General features: G+C 61.0%; 20 protein-coding genes. 4 read left to right on the forward strand and 16 right to left on the reverse strand.

Annotated features, from left to right (window positions below):
* Nucleotides 1-69 precede the first annotated feature (69 nt).
* Nucleotides 70-2631 (reverse strand): ComEC/Rec2 family competence protein, encoded by a 2562-nt coding sequence (locus FHW37_RS24555; protein ID WP_145641136.1) that lies wholly within the window; start codon nucleotides 2629-2631, stop codon nucleotides 70-72.
* 286 nt (nucleotides 2632-2917) lie between these two features.
* On the opposite strand from FHW37_RS24555, the gene gltA reads away from it, so the two are divergent.
* Together gltA and FHW37_RS24565 are read left to right on the forward strand one after the other, a co-directional pair.
* On the forward strand, nucleotides 2918-4207 hold the full coding sequence (gene gltA, locus FHW37_RS24560; protein WP_145641138.1) for a citrate synthase: 1290 nt from the start codon (nucleotides 2918-2920) through the stop codon (nucleotides 4205-4207).
* 251 nt (nucleotides 4208-4458) lie between these two features.
* Nucleotides 4459-5646, forward strand: a complete 1188-nt coding sequence (locus FHW37_RS24565) for an MFS transporter (RefSeq protein WP_145641140.1) — start codon at nucleotides 4459-4461, stop codon at nucleotides 5644-5646.
* Nucleotides 5647-5667: 21 nt separating this feature from the next.
* Here the strand turns inward: FHW37_RS24565 and lpxB are convergent, their stop codons facing one another.
* From lpxB to FHW37_RS24640, 15 genes are all read right to left on the reverse strand, one after another.
* On the reverse strand, nucleotides 5668-6855 hold the full coding sequence (gene lpxB, locus FHW37_RS24570) for a lipid-A-disaccharide synthase (RefSeq protein WP_145641142.1): 1188 nt from the start codon (nucleotides 6853-6855) through the stop codon (nucleotides 5668-5670).
* Entirely contained in the window at nucleotides 6852-7739 is an 888-nt protein-coding gene (locus FHW37_RS24575) for an LpxI family protein (RefSeq protein ID WP_145641284.1), read from the reverse strand. The genes lpxB and FHW37_RS24575 overlap by 4 nt, the downstream gene beginning before the upstream one ends.
* The gene (gene lpxA, locus FHW37_RS24580) at nucleotides 7739-8554 is read right to left on the reverse strand and encodes an acyl-ACP--UDP-N-acetylglucosamine O-acyltransferase (RefSeq protein WP_145641144.1); all 816 of its coding nucleotides are present in this window, start codon (nucleotides 8552-8554) and stop codon (nucleotides 7739-7741) included. The genes FHW37_RS24575 and lpxA overlap by 1 nt, the downstream gene beginning before the upstream one ends.
* Nucleotides 8551-9015 carry a 3-hydroxyacyl-ACP dehydratase FabZ gene (fabZ, locus tag FHW37_RS24585; protein WP_145641146.1) on the reverse strand — a complete coding sequence of 155 codons (465 nt, stop codon included), beginning with the start codon at nucleotides 9013-9015 and terminating at the stop codon, nucleotides 8551-8553. Before fabZ ends, lpxA begins: the two co-directional genes overlap by 4 nt.
* Entirely contained in the window at nucleotides 9008-10072 is a 1065-nt protein-coding gene (lpxD, locus tag FHW37_RS24590; protein WP_145641148.1) for a UDP-3-O-(3-hydroxymyristoyl)glucosamine N-acyltransferase, read from the reverse strand. Before lpxD ends, fabZ begins: the two co-directional genes overlap by 8 nt.
* A gap of 51 nt (nucleotides 10073-10123) precedes the next feature.
* Nucleotides 10124-12487 carry an outer membrane protein assembly factor BamA gene (gene bamA, locus FHW37_RS24595; RefSeq protein ID WP_145641149.1) on the reverse strand — a complete coding sequence of 788 codons (2364 nt, stop codon included), beginning with the start codon at nucleotides 12485-12487 and terminating at the stop codon, nucleotides 10124-10126.
* 196 nt (nucleotides 12488-12683) lie between these two features.
* Nucleotides 12684-13805 (reverse strand): RIP metalloprotease RseP, encoded by a 1122-nt coding sequence (gene rseP / locus FHW37_RS24600; protein ID WP_145641151.1) that lies wholly within the window; start codon nucleotides 13803-13805, stop codon nucleotides 12684-12686.
* Between the two features lie 48 nt (nucleotides 13806-13853).
* Nucleotides 13854-14687, reverse strand: a complete 834-nt coding sequence (locus FHW37_RS24605) for a phosphatidate cytidylyltransferase (RefSeq protein ID WP_145641153.1) — start codon at nucleotides 14685-14687, stop codon at nucleotides 13854-13856.
* Complete coding sequence (locus tag FHW37_RS24610) at nucleotides 14687-15433, reverse strand: isoprenyl transferase (protein WP_145641154.1); 747 nt, start codon at nucleotides 15431-15433, stop codon at nucleotides 14687-14689. Before FHW37_RS24610 ends, FHW37_RS24605 begins: the two co-directional genes overlap by 1 nt.
* Nucleotides 15434-15504: 71 nt before the next feature.
* Entirely contained in the window at nucleotides 15505-16062 is a 558-nt protein-coding gene (frr, locus tag FHW37_RS24615) for a ribosome recycling factor (protein ID WP_145641156.1), read from the reverse strand.
* A 42-nt stretch (nucleotides 16063-16104) separates the two neighbouring features.
* Nucleotides 16105-16824, reverse strand: coding sequence for a UMP kinase (gene pyrH / locus FHW37_RS24620; protein ID WP_145641158.1), 720 nt, complete (start codon nucleotides 16822-16824; stop codon nucleotides 16105-16107).
* Nucleotides 16825-16943: 119 nt separating this feature from the next.
* Entirely contained in the window at nucleotides 16944-17870 is a 927-nt protein-coding gene (tsf, locus tag FHW37_RS24625; RefSeq protein ID WP_145641159.1) for a translation elongation factor Ts, read from the reverse strand.
* Between the two features lie 253 nt (nucleotides 17871-18123).
* The gene (rpsB, locus tag FHW37_RS24630; RefSeq protein ID WP_145641161.1) at nucleotides 18124-18891 is read right to left on the reverse strand and encodes a 30S ribosomal protein S2; all 768 of its coding nucleotides are present in this window, start codon (nucleotides 18889-18891) and stop codon (nucleotides 18124-18126) included.
* A 195-nt stretch (nucleotides 18892-19086) separates the two neighbouring features.
* A complete protein-coding gene (locus FHW37_RS24635; protein WP_246690892.1) occupies nucleotides 19087-19800 on the reverse strand; it encodes a pentapeptide repeat-containing protein in 714 nt (237 codons plus the stop codon).
* A 121-nt stretch (nucleotides 19801-19921) separates the two neighbouring features.
* Entirely contained in the window at nucleotides 19922-20752 is an 831-nt protein-coding gene (locus FHW37_RS24640) for a cell envelope integrity EipB family protein (protein WP_145641162.1), read from the reverse strand.
* Between the two features lie 111 nt (nucleotides 20753-20863).
* On the opposite strand from FHW37_RS24640, the gene FHW37_RS24645 reads away from it, so the two are divergent.
* Both FHW37_RS24645 and FHW37_RS24650 read left to right on the forward strand, forming a co-directional pair.
* Nucleotides 20864-21334: a RidA family protein gene (locus FHW37_RS24645; RefSeq protein ID WP_145641164.1), complete on the forward strand. Its 471-nt coding sequence runs from the start codon at nucleotides 20864-20866 to the stop codon at nucleotides 21332-21334.
* Complete coding sequence (locus FHW37_RS24650) at nucleotides 21331-22056, forward strand: glycerophosphodiester phosphodiesterase (protein ID WP_186458376.1); 726 nt, start codon at nucleotides 21331-21333, stop codon at nucleotides 22054-22056. The genes FHW37_RS24645 and FHW37_RS24650 overlap by 4 nt, the downstream gene beginning before the upstream one ends.
* Nucleotides 22057-22060: the final 4 nt, after the last annotated feature.

The following is a 22060-nucleotide window of genomic DNA, read 5'->3' on the forward strand; positions in this document are numbered from 1 at the left end:
CTTTCGCCTCGAACTGACGATGTGCCAGGGCTTGGGAAGCCTTGGCGATATTGGAGCGGCTTCGCCAGATCAGTGCAATCGGGCTCTGATCTCTTCGGGCAGATCGGGGTTAAAAGCCTTGCGTCGCCAATCGTAATAGCGATGGGCATTCCAGGCGCGCATCCCGCCTTTGCCGTCTTCCGCCATGGCGGCATGGAATTTCCAGTTTTCGGGTCGTGCCGATCCATTTAAAAATACTTCGAGGGCGCCGGTTCGTCGAAGCGTGGCGCCGTTGAGTATCGTGGCACCAGATCGGCAGTTTTCGAAACGTGCCGTTGGAGCGATCACTAGCCCCGCGACATCGCAGGCGGCGCCGGCGTAACGGCCGTCCTCGATAACGGCGATGACCATGCCTTCGGCAGATCGGGTCACGCACCACAAACCTCGCATGCAGTCGAAACGTCCCTCAGGCGCTGTGGCAATCGCCTCGCCTGCATTTTCGATCTCCGCAGGCGTCAGGTCTGGGCGCTTTCGCCGGCCATCCGTCGACATATCACCGGCCCGAGGCTTCTTCTGGAAGACGGCAGGGCTTTGAACGAGAACCGACGCTGCCTGCTCATCAAGCACAAGTGCTCGTTTCCACTGGTCATAGATGAAGCTGGGCGGGCGGCTGCGATTGGTGGCTACAGAGCCCGCCTCGATCAAGGCGACCAGCGTCCCGTCCTCCGACACCAGAAGATCCGCCAGTGGCTTTGAACGCTCGCTCCAGCTCAGCAGGAGAGCCAAAGCCAGAAGCGGCAGGCCGACCAGCCGCAGGCGGGTGCGCAGCAGTGTCAGGAGGACGAAGCCGGCTGAAGCGAGCGCGAGAAACCAGGCGTGCTGGCGGCCGATCGCAACATCCCCTCCCCAGCTCGCCACGTGTTTTGCAATCGTGATGACGAGATCGAGGCCCCAGCCCATCGCCGCCAGAAAAGGCCAGTCGAGGCCGAAGGGCATAAGCAGCATGCCGACGAGTGCGGCCGGCATGACAACGAAGGAGATGAGCGGCATGGCGGCGAGATTGGCGGCAAGGCCATAGGTGGCGAGACGATGAAAATGTTCGACGGAATAGATCGCCGTGGAGGTGCTGCCGATCATCGATGTCGCGGTAATGCCGGCGATAAAACTCGCCGAGACGACAAGCGGTCGCCAGACCAGATGGCGCAGGCCACGCGGATCGGCATTTTCGCGATCGGGTTTTCTTTTCCATGCGGCATAACCGGCAACCAATGCGGCCGTGGCGGCAAAGGACATCTGGAAACTCGGGCCTAGAATTTCGGAAGGGGAAAGCACCAGAATGATCAGCGCTGAGATCGCGACATTGCGCAGGCTGATCGAGGCCCGGTCGAACAGGACGGCAATCAGGATGACCGTCATCATCACATAGGCACGCTCCGCCGAGACACCGAAACCGGAGATCAGATAATAGGCGGTGACCATCAGGAGCGCACCGAAGGCCGCCAGCTTCTTGACCGGAAAAGCCTGACCGAATCCAGGAAAGAGTGCGAGCAAGGTGCGCAGGCCGATAAAGAAGATGCCGGCCGCCAGCGCCATGTTGAGGCCGGAGATCGCGACGATATGGGCAAGGCCGGAAAGTCTGAGCGCCTCGGTGGTTTCCTTGGAGATGGCGCGCCGTTCGTCGGTGACGATTGCCGCGGCAAAGGCACCGGCATCACCGGGCACGGTTTCGCGGATGCGCGTGCCGATCTCGCTCCTGAGCGAAAAAAGCCAGTTCTCGATTGCCTCTGGCCAATCGGTGGTGGCCGCTCCCGAAGCTTCCAGCCTTGGCGTACCATAAAAGAAACCGATCGCACCGATGCCATCGAAATAGGCGGAGAAGGCAAAATCGTTCAGCCCGGGCAGCGCCGGGCCGGAGGGTGGCGAGAGCCGCGCCTTGCCGCTGATCCGGTCACCCGCCAGGAACGCAACCTGCCTGCCCCGCACCAGAAGCGATACACGCTCCGGCGCGCGGGCCAACCTGGGTGCAGCGGTCTGCTCGACACGCAGAAGATAACGCCAGCGCCCTTCCGCATCGACTTCGCGCCGGTCGATGATGCCCGTGACCTCCGTTGTCACCGGAGAGTCGAGGATGACGGTCGCATGCCGCCAAGTTTCCAGCTGGCCGAGGATCATGCCGATCGAGAACAGCAAGGCGGCGGACCAGATGTAACCGGCCGCGCCATGCCGGTGGCGGGTCAGGCAGGTCGCAACGCTGGTGACAACGAGGAAAAAGACGAGCGTCCAGAAAGGTGGATCCCGCGGCAGGGAAAACCAGGTGATGGCGCCGGTGCCGACTAGGACCGGCACGAAGAGGAAGACATGGCCATAGGCCTTCTCTTCTCCGGCAAGGAGCCGAAGCGTCGCCGGCAGGCGGCGAACATCAGGCCTCAGCCTTCGGCCGAGCCAGCCTTTATTGCGCCGGTTGGATTGCGGGGAACGAGAGCCGGTGCCGAATCGTGGCCTGACGATGGCGGGTTCGGTGGTTTCGGCATCCGCTCGTTCGACCGCATCAACCAATGAGTCGCGTGCCCCCGCAAGCCCAATTCGTGCCCCGCGAGCAAATGCCGCGGCTTCCGCCTTTTCCGTCACTGAAAATGTCGGCTCCGTCGACATGCAGGCACGGTCTCCAGAAACGCCCGATCATGGACGAATCTCAACCTGAGCGATTATCACAACTGCGTCAACTGCCTTAGAAGCCTTGGAATTTCCGGTTTTGCATTCGCTGCTGCAACAGCAGGTTGGACAATTTTCAGTCACCATATGCCCATTATTTTTTCGCGGTGCACAAAATGCCGCAGGGACAGCTTGGCATCAGCTTTCGGATCATATAGCTACTTCGGACGCTTAACTCTTATGGCCCTTTAGGGGCGCCATGCCGCCAACAGGTTGGAGGATCAGAATGACGGACATAAGCGCAAATCTCGTACTTGGTGACAAGAAAGTCGACCTGGCGGTCAAGTCTGGCACGATAGGCCCGGATGTCATCGACATCGGCGCTCTTTACAAGCAGACCGGCGCCTTCACTTACGACCCGGGCTTCACCTCGACGGCATCCTGCGAATCCAAGATCACCTACATCGATGGCGATGCCGGTATTCTTCTGCATCGTGGTTACCCCATCGAGCAGCTTGCCGAACAGGGTGACTTCCTGGAAACCTGCTACCTGCTTCTTTACGGCGAACTGCCGACCGCAGCGCAGAAGAAGGACTTTGACCACCGCGTGACCATGCACACCATGGTACACGAGCAGATGAGCCGCTTCTTCACCGGCTTCCGTCGCGACGCCCACCCGATGGCCGTCATGTGCGGTTGCGTCGGTGCGCTCTCGGCCTTCTACCACGACTCGACCGACATCACCGATCCGCACCAGCGCATGGTCGCTTCGCTGCGCATGATCGCCAAGATGCCGACGCTCGCCGCCATGGCCTACAAGTACCATATCGGCCAGCCCTTCGTGTATCCGCAGAACGATCTCGACTACGCGTCGAACTTCCTGCGCATGTGCTTTGCCGTACCGTGTGAAGAATACAAGGTGAACCCGGTTCTGGCCCGCGCCATGGACCGTATCTTCATCCTGCATGCCGACCACGAGCAGAATGCATCGACATCGACCGTTCGTCTCGCAGGCTCCTCGGGTGCAAACCCGTTCGCCTGTATCGCAGCCGGCATTGCCTGCCTCTGGGGCCCCGCTCACGGCGGCGCCAACGAAGCGGCCCTGAACATGCTTCAGGAAATCGGTTCGGTCGACAAGATCCCGGAATATATCGCTCGCGCCAAGGACAAGAACGATCCGTTCCGTCTGATGGGCTTCGGTCACCGCGTCTACAAGAACTACGATCCGCGCGCAAAAATCATGCAGAAGACCACGCATGAAGTGCTCGCAGAACTCGGCCACAAGGACGATCCGCTTCTGCAGGTCGCCATGGAACTCGAAAAGATCGCCCTTACGGACGAGTACTTCATCGAGAAGAAGCTTTACCCGAATATCGACTTCTATTCGGGCATCACGCTGAAGGCGATGGGCTTCCCCACCACCATGTTCACCGTGCTCTTCGCTCTCGCACGTACCGTCGGCTGGATCGCCCAGTGGGCCGAAATGATCGAAGATCCGCAGCAGCGTATCGGCCGCCCGCGTCAGCTCTATACGGGCGAAGCACAGCGCGATTACGTGCCAGTTTCGAAGCGCTAATCGAAGCGCTTTCCCGAGATAAAAACCCGGCCAGCGATGGCCGGGTTTTTTATTGCTGTGCCGGCTATGCTTCGACGAGGAGTGCCTCCGCAGCGTCCTGCGGGGTTGACCTTCAGTCCGTGAGGGCATAGGAGGGTCTTGCCCATCAGCGGCCGTAAGCGTCTAACGTCAAGCAACGCACTCAACGATCCTCGACGGTCGGAGTGCGTTTTTTTACGTCCGGCGACCGAGGAACAGCCCGGAGAAAAAGCTTGGCTTTCCAATTCACCCGCGATCCGGCACAGGGACGTCTTCTCGTCCTGGCCGGCATTCTGTTTCTTTCCTATCTCTGCGTCGCCATGGCGCTTCCGGTCGTGCCTGTCCTGGTGACGGGGCCGCTCGGCTTCGGCAATGCCTGGGCGGGACTTGCCGTCGGCAGCGCCTTCTTTTCGACCATCGTCAGCCGTGGCCTTGCCGGCGGTTTTTCCGACAAGCGCGGCGGCAAGCCGGCCGTGCGGCGCGGTCTGATCTTCTATGTCGCAGGCGCGCTTGCCTCGCTCCTCGCCGGCCTGATGACGGACGGACCGATCAGCGCCTATGAGGTGCTGATCGTCGGTCGCCTGCTGATCGGCGTGGGCGAAAGCCTGGTCGCAGTCGGCATCATCGCCTGGGGCATCGGCATTGTCGGCCCTGCCCGTTCCGGCAAGATTCTGGCGCTGGTTGGCGCGGCGATCTATGGCGCGCTTGCCGTCGGTGCGCCGGTCGGCCTCCTGCTGATGGAAAGGCTCGGCTTCGCCGGCACGATGGCCGTCAGCGCCGTACTTCCCTGCCTCGGGCTTCTGGCCATCTGGCGGATACCGGGTATCGAACCCAAGCCCGCGGCGCATCGCCCTTCCTTCCTCAGCGTCATCGGCAAGATCTGGCTGCATGGCACGATCGTCGGCCTCCAGGGCATCGGTTTTGCCGCGATCGGCGCCTTCTTCGTGCTTTATGTGATGAGCCATGGCTGGAGCCATGCCGGCCTTGGCCTCTCGGCCTTCGGTGGCGGTTTCGTCCTTGTCCGCATCCTGTTCGGCGGCCTGCCGGACAAGATCGGCGGCATGCCGGTTGCGATCGGATCACTTGCCATCGAAGCTGTCGGCCAGGCGCTGATCTGGAGCGCCAACGATCCGTCGCTGGCCTTCCTCGGCGCTTTCCTGACGGGGCTCGGATGCTCGATGGTGTTTCCGGCCATGGGACGTGAAGTCGTTCGCCTGGTCGAGCCGCAATCGCGTGGTACGGCGCTGGGCGGTTTTTCGGCCTTTCAGGATCTGGCCTATGGCCTGACCGGACCAATCACCGGCCTGCTCGCAGACCGCTCCGGTTACGAGAGCGTGTTTCTGGTCGGTGCGATTGCCGCTTCAGCGGGCTTCGTGATTGCCGTCAGCCTCGGCAGGGCGCGTACAACGGTAACGAACTGATCGGCCACGCGGCCGATCATCTCAGGAGAGCGGGAGCGCACCCTTCCGCTTCTCCAGAAGATCGAGCACGATGCCGGCAGAAGCTTCGCCGGCCGGCACAGAAGTTGCCAGCCGCTGCCAGAGATCCTCGAAACCCGACAGCATGGAATGACGCTGCGGCGTGTCGTGCGACAGGCGCTCGATCCAGCGGCAGAGATAACCCGGCCGCACCATTTCATTGATGTGCTCGGGCACGACCGGGTAATCGGCAATGATGTTCGGAAGCGCTCCCGACCAGATTTTGATACGCTTGGCCATCAGCTTGATCAGCCAGTCCGTACGGTAGGTCGAGATACAGGGCACGGTCGCCAGCGCCAGTTCCAGCACCACGGTGCCGGAGGCGGCAAGCGCCACATCGGCCTCGATGAAAGCTGCCCATTTGTCATCCTGCCCGACGATCACCTGCGGCTTTATCGGCCAGTCGGCGATCAGTTCCCGCACCAGCGCTTCACGCCGCGCCACGGTCGGCAGAAGAAGGCGGCACGCGCCGTTACGGGCACTGAATTCCTCAACCGTCAGCCGGAAATCCGGCAGCAGCGCCTTGATCTCGGCGGAACGGGAGCCCGGCAGGAGAAGCAGGGTCTTTTCCTCATGACTCTGCTTTGCCGGACGTTTCGCGCGCAGGTCACGGACCTTCAGGATATCGGGATCGGCGGTCAGGCGGTGTCCGACATAGAAGGTTTCGGGGCCGCCGAGCTTCTTCATCACATCCGGCTCGAAGGGGAGGACGGCGAGGACGCGGTCGACATAAGCCAACATGGCCTGCGCCCGGTATTCCTTCCAGGCCCAGACGCTGGGGCAGACATAGTTGACGACCGGCAGGTCGGACAGTTTCGCCCTCACCTTCTTCGCGACGCGATGGGTAAAATCCGGGCTGTCGATGATGATCAGCACATCCGGCCTTGCCGCAACGATCGCCTCCGCGGTCTGGTTGATGCGGCGGATCAGGCCCGGCAGGCGCGCCAGAACCTGGGTAATGCCCATGATCGACAGTTCGGAAAAATCGAACAACGAATGCAGGCCCTGCGCGGTCAGCTGATCACCGCCGACACCGATCAGCTCGATCGGGCCGGGATAAGCGGATTTCAGCGCCGCGATCAGGTCACCGCCCAGAAGGTCGCCAGAGACTTCACCGGCGATCACGCCGACCTTCAGCGCCCTCGCCATCATGGCTCTCCCAGATGCAGGCCGGGATCGATGCCCCAGACGAAAATGCCGGCCGCATCCGCCGCCTCGATCAGTTGCTTCTCCTCGAGCACCAGTGCCTTGCCGGCTTCGACCGCAACACCCGAAAGGCCTGCAGCGACGACATTGGCGACGGTCGAGAGGCCGATCGTCGGCAGATCGGCACGCTCGTCCTGCTGAGGCTTGCAGAGCTTTACCAGCGCACCCTTGCGGCGGCTCGAAATGCGGCCCTCAGCGCGCAGCTGCGCCACGCGCTGCAGCATGCCGTCCGTGCCCTCGACGCCTTCGAGCGCGACGACCCGCCCACCGACGCTGACAGCGCCCTGGCCGACATCTAGATCGCCAAGCGCCTTTGCGGCAGCCATTGCCTTTTCGATATCGCGGCGATCGTCGTCAGAGGGCGTATGACGGCCGAGCGCGCCGGTCGATGCCAGCAGGCCGGGCACGATTTCATGGGCGCCGACAACATGGCAGCCCATGGCCTCGATCAGCTTGATCACCATCTGCAGAACGGTGTCGTCACCGCCCGACAGGAGGGTGCGCACGACGGACGGCACTTTCAGAATGGTTCGGAAGGTCGGCTTGATCTCGCGCCATTCGGGACGCCTTGCGACGCCGCCGGACATGACGACCCGGCGGATGCCCTTGGTGCGAAATGTCTTTTCGATGGTCGCGAGGTCACCGACGCCGGCGGCAACGGTCTCGAAGCCGGCAAAGGCGTGATCGGCCTCGTTGTTCAGGCGGACGATCAGAGGATCCTCGCCCGCAGCCTTTGCGGCCTCGGCAACATAGACCGGCAGAAAGCCCTTGCCCGCGATGATCGCCAGCCGGCCTTCCCGTATTTGACCGGGTGAGCCGGCGGTGGTCATCATCCCTTCCTGCGGAAGGGCGAGGAAATGGCGCGATCGCTCTCGGTGCCGATGAAGTCGATGATCTCCATCGCTTCCGGGCAATCGAGGAATTCGTCACGAACCGCAATGGCGTTGGCGCGGACATTGCCCTCGCCTTCAAAGATCGCCTTGTAGGCACGGCGAACGATATGGATCGTTGCGCGCTCCATGCCGGCGCGGGTCATGCCGACGACGTTGAGCCCACCGAGCAGGCCCGGATTTCCGTTCAGCATGCCATAAGGAATGACGTCATAATTGACGGCGGAAAGGCCACCGACGAAGGCCTGACGGCCGATGCGCGTAAACTGGTGCACGGCGCAGCCGCCACCGAGAATGACGCGATCCGCGACATGCACATGGCCGGCCAGCATCACGTTGTTGGACATGACGATGCCGCTGCCGAGCTGGCAATCATGGGCCACGTGGCAATTGGCGAGGAACAGGCAATTGTCGCCGACAACGGTCTTGCCGCCGCCACCGACCGTGCCGGTGTTCATCGTCACGCCTTCGCGCATCGTGCAGTTTTCACCGACGGTGAGCGTCGAATCCTCGCCGGCCTCGTGCAGGCTCTGCGAGACGCCGCCGATAACGGCCATCGGGAAAATACGGGATCCCTTGCCGATCACCGTGCGGCCGGAAACGACGGCATGCGACACGAGCTCGACATTGTCCTTCAGGACGACATGCGGGCCGACATGCGAGAAGGGTCCGACGACCACGTTCTCGCCGATCACGGCGCCATCTTCAACGACCGCCAGCGGATGAATGCGGGCGCTGGCTGCAATCACGCTCATTCGCCTTCCTTGCGCATCATAGCGCCGATATCGGCCTCGGCGACAAGGGTTCCGTCGACCATAGCGTCACAATGGAACTTCCAGATGCTGCCGCGCTGCTTCTGCTTGACGACGTGATATTCAACACGGTCGCCTGGCACGACAGGCTTGCGGAAGCGCGCATTGTCGATCGTCATGAAATAGACGAGGTTGCCGCCCTCGCCCTGCTTACGCGCACAGATCGCACCGGCCGTCTGGGCCATGCCTTCGACCAGAAGCACGCCCGGCATGATCGGACGGTCCGGGAAATGACCCGTGAAATGCGGCTCGTTGGCCGTGACGTTCTTGATGCCGATCGCCGAATTGTCACCATCGATATTGATGATCTTGTCGACGAGCAGGAAAGGATAACGATGCGGCAGAAGCTTCATGATTTCCTGAATGTCGGCCATACCGAGTTCCGGCTTGGTCTCATCAGTCATTTTTTTCTCCTCGGCGCTTCGCCCGCTCTTCAACACGCGACATGGTTTCTGCCATGTCCTTCAAAAAATCCTTCATCGGCCGGGCCGGAATGCCGCCATACCGCGCACCTGCCGGAATGCTGGCAACCACGCCGCTCATCGCGGCAATCTGGACGCCGTCGCCGATTTCGATATGTCCATTAATGCCAGACGCGCCGCCAATCAACACGCCATCGCCAATTCTGGTCGAACCGGCAATGCCGGCGCCGCTGGCAATGCCGCAATGGCGGCCGATATGCACGTTGTGGGCGATCTGGACCTGATTGTCGATCTTGGTGCCTTCGCCGATCACCGTATCGTCCATCGCGCCGCGATCGACGGTCGTATTGGCGCCGATCTCGACATTATCCTGAATGATGACACGGCCGATCTGAACGATTTTCAGCATGCCGCGCGGACCGGGCGCAAAACCGAAACCGTCCTGGCCGATGCGCGCACCGTTGTGGATGATGACATTGTTGCCGATCAGCGCCGCGACGATGCTGGCGCCGGGGGCAATCGAACAGTCGCGGCCGATCTTGACGTCGGCGCCGATCACGGAGCCTGCGCCGATCCGCGTGCCTGCACCGATCTCGGCCCTTGCACCGATAACGGCCATCGGCTCCACTTCGACGCCCGGCTCCAGCTTTGCCGTCGGATCGACGAAGGCCGCAGGCGAAATCATCTCGGTGGAGGACGTGACCGGAGACGGCCGCATCGCGATCGGATGAAGAAGCGCACCTGCCCTTGCAAAAGCAGCGTGCGGCGCCTTGGTCAGAAGCACGGGGATATGCGACGGAATGATATCGCGCAAAGCCGGATCGCAAAGGATCGCCGATGCCTTGCAGGTTGCGAGTTCACCGCGGTTACGGCGCGAGAGGATATAGCAGATATCGCCCTCGGCGGCGCGGGAAACGGGCGCAACGGAGCGTACCAGCTTGCCGCCGGCACCCTCTTCCAACAGTTCTGCCCCAAGATGGGCAGCCAGCTCGCGCAGGCTTATCCCATCATGGGGTGGAAAAAATTCGTTATGGTTCATAAAACCGTAGCTCCAGGCCAGTTTTCCGGTCGGTCACCCGACCGGAAACAATCAGAACTGGTTGGCCATGCTGAAGCGGAACTGCTGCTTCTTGTCGAAGTCTTCCTTGACGACCGGCTCGGCGTAATCGACGCGCAGGTTGCCGAAGGGCGAAGCCCACATGACGCCGACGCCGACCGAAGCGCGCCAGGACATGCCGGTGCCTTCGATAGAGTCGCCATGGGTCAGAGCATCGTTGCCGAAGAGCGTACCGGCATCGGCGAAGACTGCGGCGCGCAGGCCGATATCTTCCGGAATGCCCGGCATCGGCATCGACATTTCAGCCGAGACGTTGAAATAGGTCGTGCCACCCAGCGAGTCGCTGTGATCGCGGGTACGCGGACCGATACCATCGTTCTCGAAGCCGCGAACCTGACGGCCACCGAACGTGAACTGGTCGAAGACGTTCAGGTTGTCGTTGGTCGCAAAGACGTGGCCGGCGCCGACAGCCAGCTGACCGATAAGGTCGGCTTCGGTCGACAGAAGCTGGAAGTAACGGGCGCGGCCGGTGATCTTGTAGAAATCACTGTCGCCACCGAGACCGGCAAACTCATGCGTGAACGAGGCATAGATGCCTTCGCGCGGCAGGGTCTGGCTGTCGAGCGTGTTGTAGGTGAGCGTCTGGGAGACAGACGACTGCACGTACTTGCCGTGGTCGATCAGCGCATCATAGGTGTTGGAAACGTTGTCGTCGGCGGTGAACGGAATGCCGTCGTCGCCGAAGGCACCGTCTTCCGAGTACTTGATTTCCTTGTAGGTGTAGCGGAACGTCGTTGCCAGATCTTCGGTGATCGGCGCCGTGACGCGCAGCGTTACGCCCTGTTCGGAATAGTCATAGTCGTCGTTGGACGAGGTCTGGCTCTTGAACAGGTCGAAGCCGGCCGCAAGGCGGTAGCCGAGGAAGTAAGGCTCGGTGAACGAGACGTTGTAGGTACGCGAATTGTTCAGACCGCCACCGGCTGCAACGCGGATGTACTGGCCGCGACCGAGGAAGTTCTTTTCTTCGACGGATGCTTCGAGCAGGAAGCCGTCGCCGCCAGCGGCGTAACCGGCACCGATACCGAACGAACCGGTCGACTGATCTTCGACATCGACAACCACGACGACGCGGTCAGGAGCGCTGCCCTGTGCGGTCGAGATATTGACCGAGGTGAAGTAGCCGAGCGCTTCGAGGCGCTTCTTGGCGCGAGCAACCATGGACTGGTTGAACGCATCGCCTTCGGAGAAGTCGAATTCGCGACGGATGACGTAGTCACGCGTGCGGGTGTTGCCGCGGATCTCGATACGCTCGACATAGGCGCGCTCGCCCTGGTCGACCATGTAGGAGACGCCGATCGTGTGGTTTTCGAAATTACGGTCGCCACGCGGGGTAACGCGGGCAAACGGATAACCGGCCGACGCGACGCGCTTGGAGATCGCATCCATTGTCTTCTGGATCTGGCGGGCGTCATAGACAGCACCCGACTTGGTCTCGACCAGACCCTGGAGGTCTTCGCTGGTGACGCCGGAAACCGTCGATTCGACGTTGATATTGCCGTAGTCGTAACGAGCGCCTTCTTCGATCGTGAAGGTGATGTTGTACTCGTTGGTCGATTCGTCGAGAACCGCCTGCGAGGATACGACGCGGAAGTCCGGGTAGCCGTGATTGTAATAGAACTGGCGCAGCGCATCTTCGTCGGCGCGCAGCTTGTCTTCGCTATAGACGTCCTTGCGAGTCAGGAACGAGAGCGGGCCGGTTTCCTTGGTGATGATCGTCGACTTCAGACGACCGTCGCCATAGGCGTTGTTACCGACAAACGTAATGTTGGCGATCTTGGTGCGGTCACCTTCGTTGACGACGAAAGCGAGGTTGACGCGACCCTGACCGACGGGAGCGGTCTGAGTGGTCACCTGAACGTCGCTACGGCCGATCGCCTTGTAGGCATCCTTGATGCGCTCGATATCGGCATTGACCATGGACTGGTTATACGGGCCGAGCGGCTGGGTCTGAACGACGGCCTGAAGCTTGTCGTCCTTGATCTTGCGGTTGCCGTTGAACACGACCTGGTTGATCAGCTGATTTTCGCTGACCGTGACAACCAGGGTGCTGCCGGAAACGTTGATCTTCACATCCGAGAAATAGCCCGTGGAATACAGGCGCTTTACGGATTCATCGATATCGGTGTTCGAAAACGAGACCCCGGGACGGATCGTCAGGTTGGAACGAACAGCTTCCTCACCAGCGCGCTGGGCCCCGTGGACCTGCACGCTGCGGATGACCGCAGCCTCGGCAGCAGGGGCCGAAGCCAGCACCAGTACACCTGCGCCCGACGCGACAACACTAGCAGACAGCGCAACCGCCGACACTGCGTTCAAGAACTTTGAACCAGCCTTCATTTTCAATTCTTACCTTTTCCCGTTGTCCCTCAGCGGGTAAGCCCCGACTCCGGCCACGTGTGTCGTTTTACCTTCTTTTGCCCTACAAGCAAGGTATCGCGTTAATTTCTGTTTACTTCCTTTTGAGGCGTGTCTCAATCGCCACGCAACAATCCAAACATGGTGAATAAACAGTTATTTCAAGCCTCTCTCGGCGTTAACCGATAAGGTTACTGATGTCGTTGAACGTGGCGAAAACCATCAGGCTGAGAACCATTGCAAGACCGATCCGAAATGCGATCTCCTGCGCCCCACTCCCCAACGGCTTCCCACGAACCGCTTCAATCGCATAGAATACAAGATGGCCGCCGTCCAGTACCGGAACCGGCATCAGGTTCAACAAACCAATGGAAACCGACAGGACAGCTGCCAGTTGAATGACGGCTGCGAAGCCGAGGCTTGCCATCTGGCCGGATGCCTGGGCAACGCGCACGGGGCCGCCGAGCTGGTCTGCCTTCATGCGGCCGGTCACGAGGTTGCCGATATAACGGAAGGTACCGGTGATGATATTACCGGTTTCCTTGACGCCCTCACCGACCGCCTGAAGCGGCGTAAAGGTCTCGACGCGGAAATTGCCACGCTGCTCGTTGGTGACGATGCCGATCAGGCCGAGTTCGACCTTGTTGCCGAACTGGTCGGTGATCTCGCTGCGCTTCGGCACCATCGGCAGATCGAGGTCCTTGCCGTCGCGTTCGACGGTCACGACGATCGGCGTTTCCGGCCGGACGCTGACATAACGGCGCACGTCATCGAAGGTTTTCACGCGGCTGCCGTCGAGCGCAACCAGGCGGTCACCGGGTATGACGCCGGCGGCTGCGGCAGCACTATCCGGGCGCACTTCGGCGACCACCGGATCGGCGATCACTTTTCCGTAAACCGTGAAAAGAACTGCGAAAATGGCGATTGCGAGAATGAAGTTGGCGATAGGACCGGCAGCAACCGTGGCCGCACGTTTCCACAGTTTTGCGCCGGCAAGCGTCGTCGCCTTCTCCGCCTCGCTCATATGGGCGACGCTGTCGGCGTCGGGCATGCTCGCCGCATCCTCGTCACCGTAGAACTTAACGTAACCACCGAGCGGGATCGCGGAAATCTTCCAGCGCGTTCCATGACTGTCGGTAAAGCCGACGAGCTGGGGGCCAAACCCGAGCGAAAAGGCAGTCACCCGGATCCCGCACCACCTTCCGATCAGATAATGGCCCATCTCATGCACGAATACGAGCAGAGACAGGACGAGGATGAAGGGAATGATATATCCGGTGAAAAACCCTAGGATCGCCATCTAACTTTCCGGTTCGACTTTGCCATTGGCCCAAAGGACCATCTCAGTTCAGAGGCCGAAAAGATAGGCGGCCACGCTTGCGTCAAGATGGCTTGTCGAGGCCGCATGCGCAAGGGTCAGAAGAAACGCCGCGAAACAGGCGAAAACGAGGCCATCGACACGGTCCATGACGCCGCCATGGCCGGGGATGAGATGGCTCGAATCCTTGACGCCGAAACGCCGTTTGATGAAGGATTCGAACAGGTCGCCGGTCTGGCTCGATACCGACAGGATGAGCGCGATGAAAGCCGTCCAGATCGACAGGTCGGAAAACACCGCCATGCTGAGCGCAAGGCCCGCGATCACGGCGGAAACCGTGCCGCCAATGGCGCCGGACCATGTCTTGCCGGGAGAGATGCGCGGCGCAAGCTTCGGGCCACCGATCGCACGGCCGACAAAATAGGCCAGGATGTCGGTTGCCCAGACGACCGCGAAGATGAAAAGCATGGCCACGAGGCCAGCCTGATTGTCGCCACGGATGGCGGCGAGCGATATGGCGCTCAGACCGGCGTAGACGATCCCGCCCGGCAACCACCAGCTGCCGCGGCCGATCGCTGTGAACAATACCGCCGTCAGCGCACCACCGCAGAGCAGCGGCACGGACATGTCGCTGTCGCCGAAAACGAGATCGGCTGCGATCAGCACGATGATCGCCCAGGCGAAGGCATTGCCTTTCGGATGGGTTTCCGCAAGCCGGGTCATGGTCGACCATTCGTAATAGACGAGCAGGCCGATGATCGCCGCAACGATCTGGAACGCCATGCCGCCCATCCAGGTGGCGGTCAGGACGACTGCCGCAAGCACGATGGCGGAGATAATGCGGAGCCTGAGTTCCCTGCTCATCAGCCGACGACCGCCGTCGTCGGATTGTTCGTCAGCCCGCCGAAGCGGCGGTCGCGCGAGGCGAAGACCTTGAGGGCATCGAAGAACAGATTGCGGTCGAAATCCGGCCAGTAGTCCGGAATGAACAGCAGTTCGCTATAGGCGGCCTGCCAAAGAAGGAAGTTCGACAGACGCTCCTCACCGCTGGTGCGGATGATCAGGTCCGGATCCGGGATATCGGCCGTGTCGAGACGGCTGGAAATCATTCCGGCATTGATCTCGTCCGGCTGCACGAAACCGGCCTGCACATCGACGGCAAGCTTCTTCACGGCGCGGACGATCTCGTCACGCGAACCGTAATTGAAGGCGATCACCAGTGTCAGCGCGGTGTTGTCGCGGGTCGTTTCCTCCGCCTCCAGAAGAAGCGGCAGGATATCGCCCTTCAGGCCCTCACGATCACCGATCACGCGGATGCGGACGTTTTCGCGGTGCAGTTCGGCAAGGTCGCGGCGGATGAAGCGGCGCAGGAGGCCGAGAAGGTCGTTGACCTCGGTCTCCGGCCGGCTCCAGTTCTCCGACGAAAAGGCAAACAGCGTCAGGTATTCGACGCCGGCATCGCCGGCCGCCCTCACCGTCTCGCGGACGGCTTCGACGCCCTTGCTGTGGCCAAGTGTCCGGGGAAGCCCGCGCTTGTTAGCCCAGCGTCCGTTGCCATCCATGATGATCGCAACGTGCCGGGGGATGATCGCTAGATCGGGCTTCGCCATATTCGATGTCATTCCTCTCGCAACCGCATATGTGACGGTGCAGCGGCAATCCCACGGGATTGCGGCGCAGGTTAGACCTGCATGATTTCCTTTTCCTTGTCCGCAAGCAAGCGGTCCACTTCGGAAATTGTGTCGTCGGTCATCTTCTGCACTTTTTCCGATTGGGCACGGCTGTCGTCCTGGCCGATCGTGCCATCCTTCTCGGCCTTCTTCAGTGCATCCATGCCGTCGCGGCGCACGTGGCGGGCTGCGACCTTTGCCTTTTCGGCATAGTCATGGGCGATCTTGACCAGCGACTTGCGGCGCTCTTCGTTGAGGTCCGGCAGCGGAATGCGCAGGTTCTGGCCGTCAACGATCGGGTTCAGGCCGAGATTCGATTCGCGGATGGCGCGATCGACGGCGCCGACCATCGACTTGTCCCAGATCGAGACGCCGAGCATGCGCGGTTCGGGCACGGTGATGTTGGCAACCTGGTTCAGCGGCACGCGCGAACCATAGGCGTCGACCGTGACCGGATCGAGAATGTTCGCCGAGGCGCGGCCGGTGCGCAGCGACGCGATATCGCTCTTGAAGGCGTTGATGGCGCCGTCCATGCGGCGCTTGATGTCGTTAAGGTCGATTCCAGGCATATCCGGTGTACTCCCGTATTGTTATTGGCGGAGAACCGCGCGTCAGTTGTCAGATACGATGGTCTTGAGGCCACCGCCGGTCAAGATCTGGGCGAAGCCGCCCTTTTCGTGGATCGAGAACACGATGATCGGAATGGAGTTTTCGCGGGCGAGCGCCACGGCGGCAACGTCCATCACGGCCAGTCCCTTTTCAAGGACTTCGCCATGGGTCAGCGTGTCGAAACGGGTAGCGTGCGGGTCCTTCTTCGGGTCGGCGGAATAGATGCCGTCAACCTGGGTGCCCTTGAAGATCGCCTCGGCGCCGATTTCGGCAGCGCGCAGAGCTGCGGCCGAATCGGTGGTGAAGAACGGGTTGCCGGTGCCGCCGGCGAAGATCACCACCCTGCCCTGCGCCATATGGTGCAGTGCCTGGCGCTGCGAGAAGCTCTCGCAGATTTCCGGCATGGAAATGGCCGACAGGACGACGGTGTCGATGCTGAGCTTGCGCAGCGAGGTGGCGAGCGCCAGCGCGTTGATGACGGTGCCGAGCATGCCCATGTGGTCGCCCGTGACGCGATCGCCACCCTTGGAGGCGACTGCTACACCGCGAAAGATGTTGCCGCCGCCGACGACGACACCAACTTCCACGCCCATGGCGCGCGCTTCGGCAATGTCGGACGCGATGCGGTCAGCGACCGTCACGTCGATGCCAAACCCCTGGCTTCCCATCAAAGCTTCCCCGGAAGCCTTGAGCAAGACACGCTTGTAAACCGGCTGAGTCATCGGAGGGCTCCTTAAAATGGGACTGGGTACGCAGTGATCAAACGGCTTGCGGATACACGAAGGGCACCGGCTTGTCACCGGTGCCCTTCTGGTTTTCGACTGCTTTTACAGAAGCGCTATCAGCCCTTGGCGACAGCGGCGACTTCAGCTGCGAAGTCGGACTCTTCCTTTTCGACGCCATCGCCGAGGAGAAGGCGGGCCATGCCGGTGACTTCGATGGCAGCGCCAGCGAGCTTTTCAGCGTCCTTGACAGCCTGGCCAACGGTGACGTCCGGGTTGATGACGAAAGCCTGCGACAGAAGAGCGACTTCTTCGAAGAACTTGCGCATACGGCCATCGACCATCTTTTCGATGATGGCTTCCGGCTTGCCGGATTCGCGGGCCTGTTCGATGAAGACGTTGCGCTCGCGCTCGGCGACAGCAGCATCGACTTCTTCGGCGCGGATGGCGAGCGGGTTGGTTGCAGCAACGTGCATGGCGATCTGACGGCCGAGCGACGACAGGACTTCCTTGTCGCCAACAGACTTCAGGGCGACCAGAACGCCGAGCTTGCCGATGCCTTCGCCGGCAGCGTTGTGGATGTAGGTGGCAACGACGCCGTGCTCGACTTCGAGCTTGGCGGCACGACGCAGGGTCATGTTCTCGCCGATCGTGGCAATCGCGTCCTTGATCGTGTCGACAACCGGCTTGCCGGAAGCCGGATAGGTGGCAGCCGAGATGGCTTCAACCGTGCCGTCGGTGCCGAGGGCAACCTGGGCAACGCCGCGGACGAGATCCTGGAAGGCATCGTTACGGGCAACGAAGTCGGTTTCCGAGTTCAGCTCGATAACGACAGCCTTGTGGCCGGCGCCGGCAATGCCGATCAGGCCTTCAGCTGCGGTACGGCCAGACTTCTTGTCAGCCTTGGAGATGCCCTTAGCGCGCAGCCAGTCGATCGCGGCTTCGATGTCGCCGTTGGTTTCGGAAAGCGCCTTCTTGCAGTCCATCATGCCTGCGCCGGACTTTTCGCGCAGTTCCTTAACGAGTGCAGCGGTGATTTCAGCCATTATGTGCCTCTTGTCGGTTCAATTTGCGGGCCGCCGGCAAAGACATCGGCGGAAACAAGGTCGGGACGAATGTACCCGGAAGTGTGACAGCGTGATGAAGACATCACGGATGCGATCGCCTCAACGTTCGGCCATCTGGCTTTGCCATTCGGGCCAACGGCGGCGGATCGCCCTTAAAACGGCCGAGGCCAGGGATATTTCAATCTCTGGCCCCGATCGAAAGTCATGGAGCGGAAACCGCTCCGTCAAAGCCTCAAGCTTCGGCTTCGCCTTCGAGAGCCGGCTCGACCGGAGCTTCGAAGGAAGCGCCGAGGTCACGGCCCGAAGCGCCCTGCTGACGAGCAATGCCGTCGATGGCAGCGCGAGCCATCAGGTCGCAGTAGAGAGCGATGGCGCGCGAAGCGTCGTCGTTACCCGGGATCGGGTAGTCGATGAGGTCCGGATCGCAGTTCGAGTCGATGATAGCAACGACCGGGATGCCCAGGCGCTTTGCTTCGTCGATAGCGATCTTTTCCTTGTTCGTATCGATGATGAACATCAGGTCCGGGGTGCCGCCCATGTCGCGGATACCGCCGAGAGCCTTGTCCAGCTTTTCGCGTTCGCGCTCGAGGTTCAGGCGCTCCTTCTTGGAGTAGCCGGACTGTTCCGAAGACAGGATCTCGTCGAGCTTGCGCAGACGGGCGATCGAGTTCGAAATGGTCTTCCAGTTGGTCATCATGCCGCCGAGCCAGCGGGAGTTGACGTAGTACTGGGCCGAACGCTTGGCCGAATCAGCGATCAGTTCAGAAGCCTGGCGCTTGGTGCCGACGAACAGAACGCGGCCGCCACGGGCAACGGTGTCCGACACGACCTGCAGGGCGCGCGACAGCATCGGAACGGTCTGAGCCAGGTCGATGATGTGGATGTTGTTACGATCGCCGAAGATGTACGGCTTCATCTTCGGGTTCCAGCGGTGAGTCTGGTGGCCGAAGTGGACGCCTGCTTCAAGCAGCTGGCGCATAGAAAAATCGGGCAATGCCATGCCTAGTTATCCTTTTCCGGTTGAACCTCCGTAAGGCTAACAGCACCTCTCTTCGAGAAGCGCCACCGGGCGGAAACGCCGGATTTCTCCCGGACGATCCCATGCCTTACGTGTGGAATGCGGGTGCCCATACAGGCGATCTGTCACAAAAGCAAGTGTCGGGCGCAAAAAGAACGTCGCGCGACCGGTGCGGGATCAGTCGGTATCGCCGCAGGGCCAGCTATAGGGAGCCGACAGGCCCGGCGGCAGTTTCGTCTTGGCGTCACCGCAGGCCATGTTGATCTGGTGCTGGTCAAGACCCGTCGCCTTGGACAGATCGACGCCCTGGATCTTGGTCAGGAACAGGAAGGAGCTGGAGAAATCCAGCGGGCCGTCAAAGATGGCGTCCGTGAAATCGGCGCGCGCCAGGTTCGTGTAGGAGAATCGGCTCTTGGTCAGTGTCGCCTTGTCGAAATTGACACGGCTGAGCTCGGCCTTTTCGAAACTGACCCCCTCCAGATCGGCGCCGCTGAAATTCGCGCGCTGCAGTTCGGCACCGGCAAATGTGGCGCCTTTGGCCTGCATTTTCTGGAAGTCGGCGCGATATCCCTCGATCTTCGAGAAATTCGCCTTTTCCGCCTGAACGCCGGCGAGCCATGCACGCGCGAGCTTCGCCTTTTCCAGATCGGCGCCCTTGAAGATCGAATCGCGCAGATCGGTAAAGCTGAGATCGGCCTCGGCCAGGCTGGCATTAGTGAAATCGCTGCCGCTCAGCATCAGGTTGCGCTTGCCGCAGCCGCCCCAGTTGATCCCCGGAGCGGGCTCGGAGCGGCATTCCTGCGCGACAAGGCTTTTCGGCAACAGGCCGACAAGAGCAATGGCGACAGCCAGCCCAACACCCAAAGCCACGTCGAGAAAACCCTTAGCCACCGAACCTTACCCCATCGAGAAGCGGACCGTCATGATACCCGAAAGCCAGGCGGCCGGACCATAGTTTTTCGTGACGACACAAGCAAGACAACAGCATGCCGAGCCCTATCCGGACAGAACCTTATTTACAGTCGCTCTTGTCGAGAAGCTCGAGCTTGGTGAGGCTGCCGGTCAGGACGAAATCGCCGTAATCCATGGTCAGGTCACGGGTGATGCCGTTTTCGTAGAGCTTGAACGACATGTTGTAGACCGGGGTCGGATCACCGGCTGCAGCATCGTTGAAATAGGCGATCGTCACCGGCCAGTAAGGCGTCTTGGCGAATTCGCCGGCATTGCCGGCATCCGCATCATCCTTCAGCGGCGTCTGCGGCTTGCCGATCACGGTCGTGGTCAGCAGCGACTGATCACCATCCTCGGAACCGTCAAAGACGCGCGCCTCGAAGAAATGCTTGCCTTCCTTGGCGTTCTTGATGACTTCCAGCATGTGGTCGGTCGGGAAGGCGCTGGAAGGAAGATCGACCTCGCGCTTGTTCGACCCCGACAGCTCGACCTTGACCCCGCCCGTACCGATACTGGCATCGCCGGTGATCTGCTTGTCCAGCTGCTCGTCGGTGAAGGACTTGGTTTCGAAATGGAACTGCTTTGCCGACAGATCCTCGAACGTATTGGTCTGCTGGTCGCTGAGGCGCTGGTCCTCACCGGTATCGATCTTGGTCACCAGACGGAAATTGGTGGTGAAACCGGTGCAGGCGGAACCGGTGAACTCATAGACCATGCGCCCGAACATGCCCTCGATGCCGGAGCGATCCGAGGCATCCTTGAGCTTCAGATCGTAGACGGCACGGTGTGGCACGAGCAGACGTGCCGCATTGTCCGCACTCACCGGCGCAGCGACCGCTGCCGGGATGCTGACACAGCCGGCAAGGAAGATCCCGAGGCTCATGCGCAACATTCATATTCTCCTGTTGGACTCAGTCTGCGATGTTATAAGAACGCCATCTGTCCCAGCTAAGGCCTTGATGCCGGATTTTTGAAAATTTTACAACAAAACGGGAGACCCAAATTGTCGAACCCTATCGAAACCCGCCTTAACGAACTGGGCATCACGCTGCCCGAGGCAGCAGCGCCTGCAGCAAATTACGTACCCTACGTGATCAGCGGCAATTTGCTCTACATTTCCGGGCAGTTGCCGAGCGAGAACGGTAAACTCGCCGTGACCGGCCTGGTCGGCAAGGATGTCGACGTCGCCGCCGGCCAGCGCGCCGCAGAACTCTGCGCGATCAACATTCTCGCCCAGGCGAAGGCCGCCCTCGGCGGTGACCTCACGAAGATCGCCCGCGTGGTAAAACTCACCAGCTTCGTCGCCTCCGCGCCCGGCTTCTACGAACAGCATATCGTCACCAATGGCGCATCCAACCTCGTCGCCAACGTACTCGGCGATGCCGGCAAGCACGCGCGCGCCGCCGTCGGCATGGCCGCCCTGCCCTTCAACGCCGCCGTCGAAGTCGAAGCCATTATCGAGATCTCCGCATGACTTCTGCTGCGTGGATCAAGGAAATTCCGGTCGCTCACCGCGGCTATCATGACCTGAACAATGCCGTCTGGGAAAATACGCTTTCGGCCTTTGAACGGGCAGCGGAAGCGGGTTTTGCCATCGAATGCGACGTGCAGCTTTCGGCCGACAGCGTGCCGATGGTTTTTCACGACGATACGCTCGACCGCGTCTGCGGCATCAAGGGCGATCTTCGTGAACGCACGGCCGCCGAACTCGGTATGCTCGCGATCGGCGGCACGAAGGACCGGATCCCGACGCTCAGCCAAATGCTCGACCTCGTCAAGGGACGTGTGCCTCTGGTGATCGAGATCAAGGGTCGTGAAGGCGAGGGCGTCGATGACGGGTTCGTCGATACGGTTCTCGATGTACTGGAAGGGTATCAGGGCAAGGTGGCGCTGATGAGTTTCGACCACCACATCCTGAAGGATCTGGCGGCGGCAAAACCGCCCTACCCGGTCGGCCTGACCGCGATGGGTGACAAGCCGGAAGAGTTCTTTGCCCATGACGAGGCGATGCAGCTCGGTCTCGACTTCATCTCCTATCACTGGCCGCATCTGCCCAACAGCTTCATCACAGCTCAGAGAGCGGCCGGAATTCCGGTCATTACCTGGACCGTGAGGGATGAAAAGGGCGTCGAACAGACCTATAGTCAGGCAGATCAGATGACCTTCGAAGGTTTTGACCCACGGGAAAAAGCCTAAGCGT

The organism is Neorhizobium alkalisoli, assembly GCF_007829835.1.
In the GTDB taxonomy this organism is placed as follows: Bacteria; Pseudomonadota; Alphaproteobacteria; order Rhizobiales; family Rhizobiaceae; genus Neorhizobium.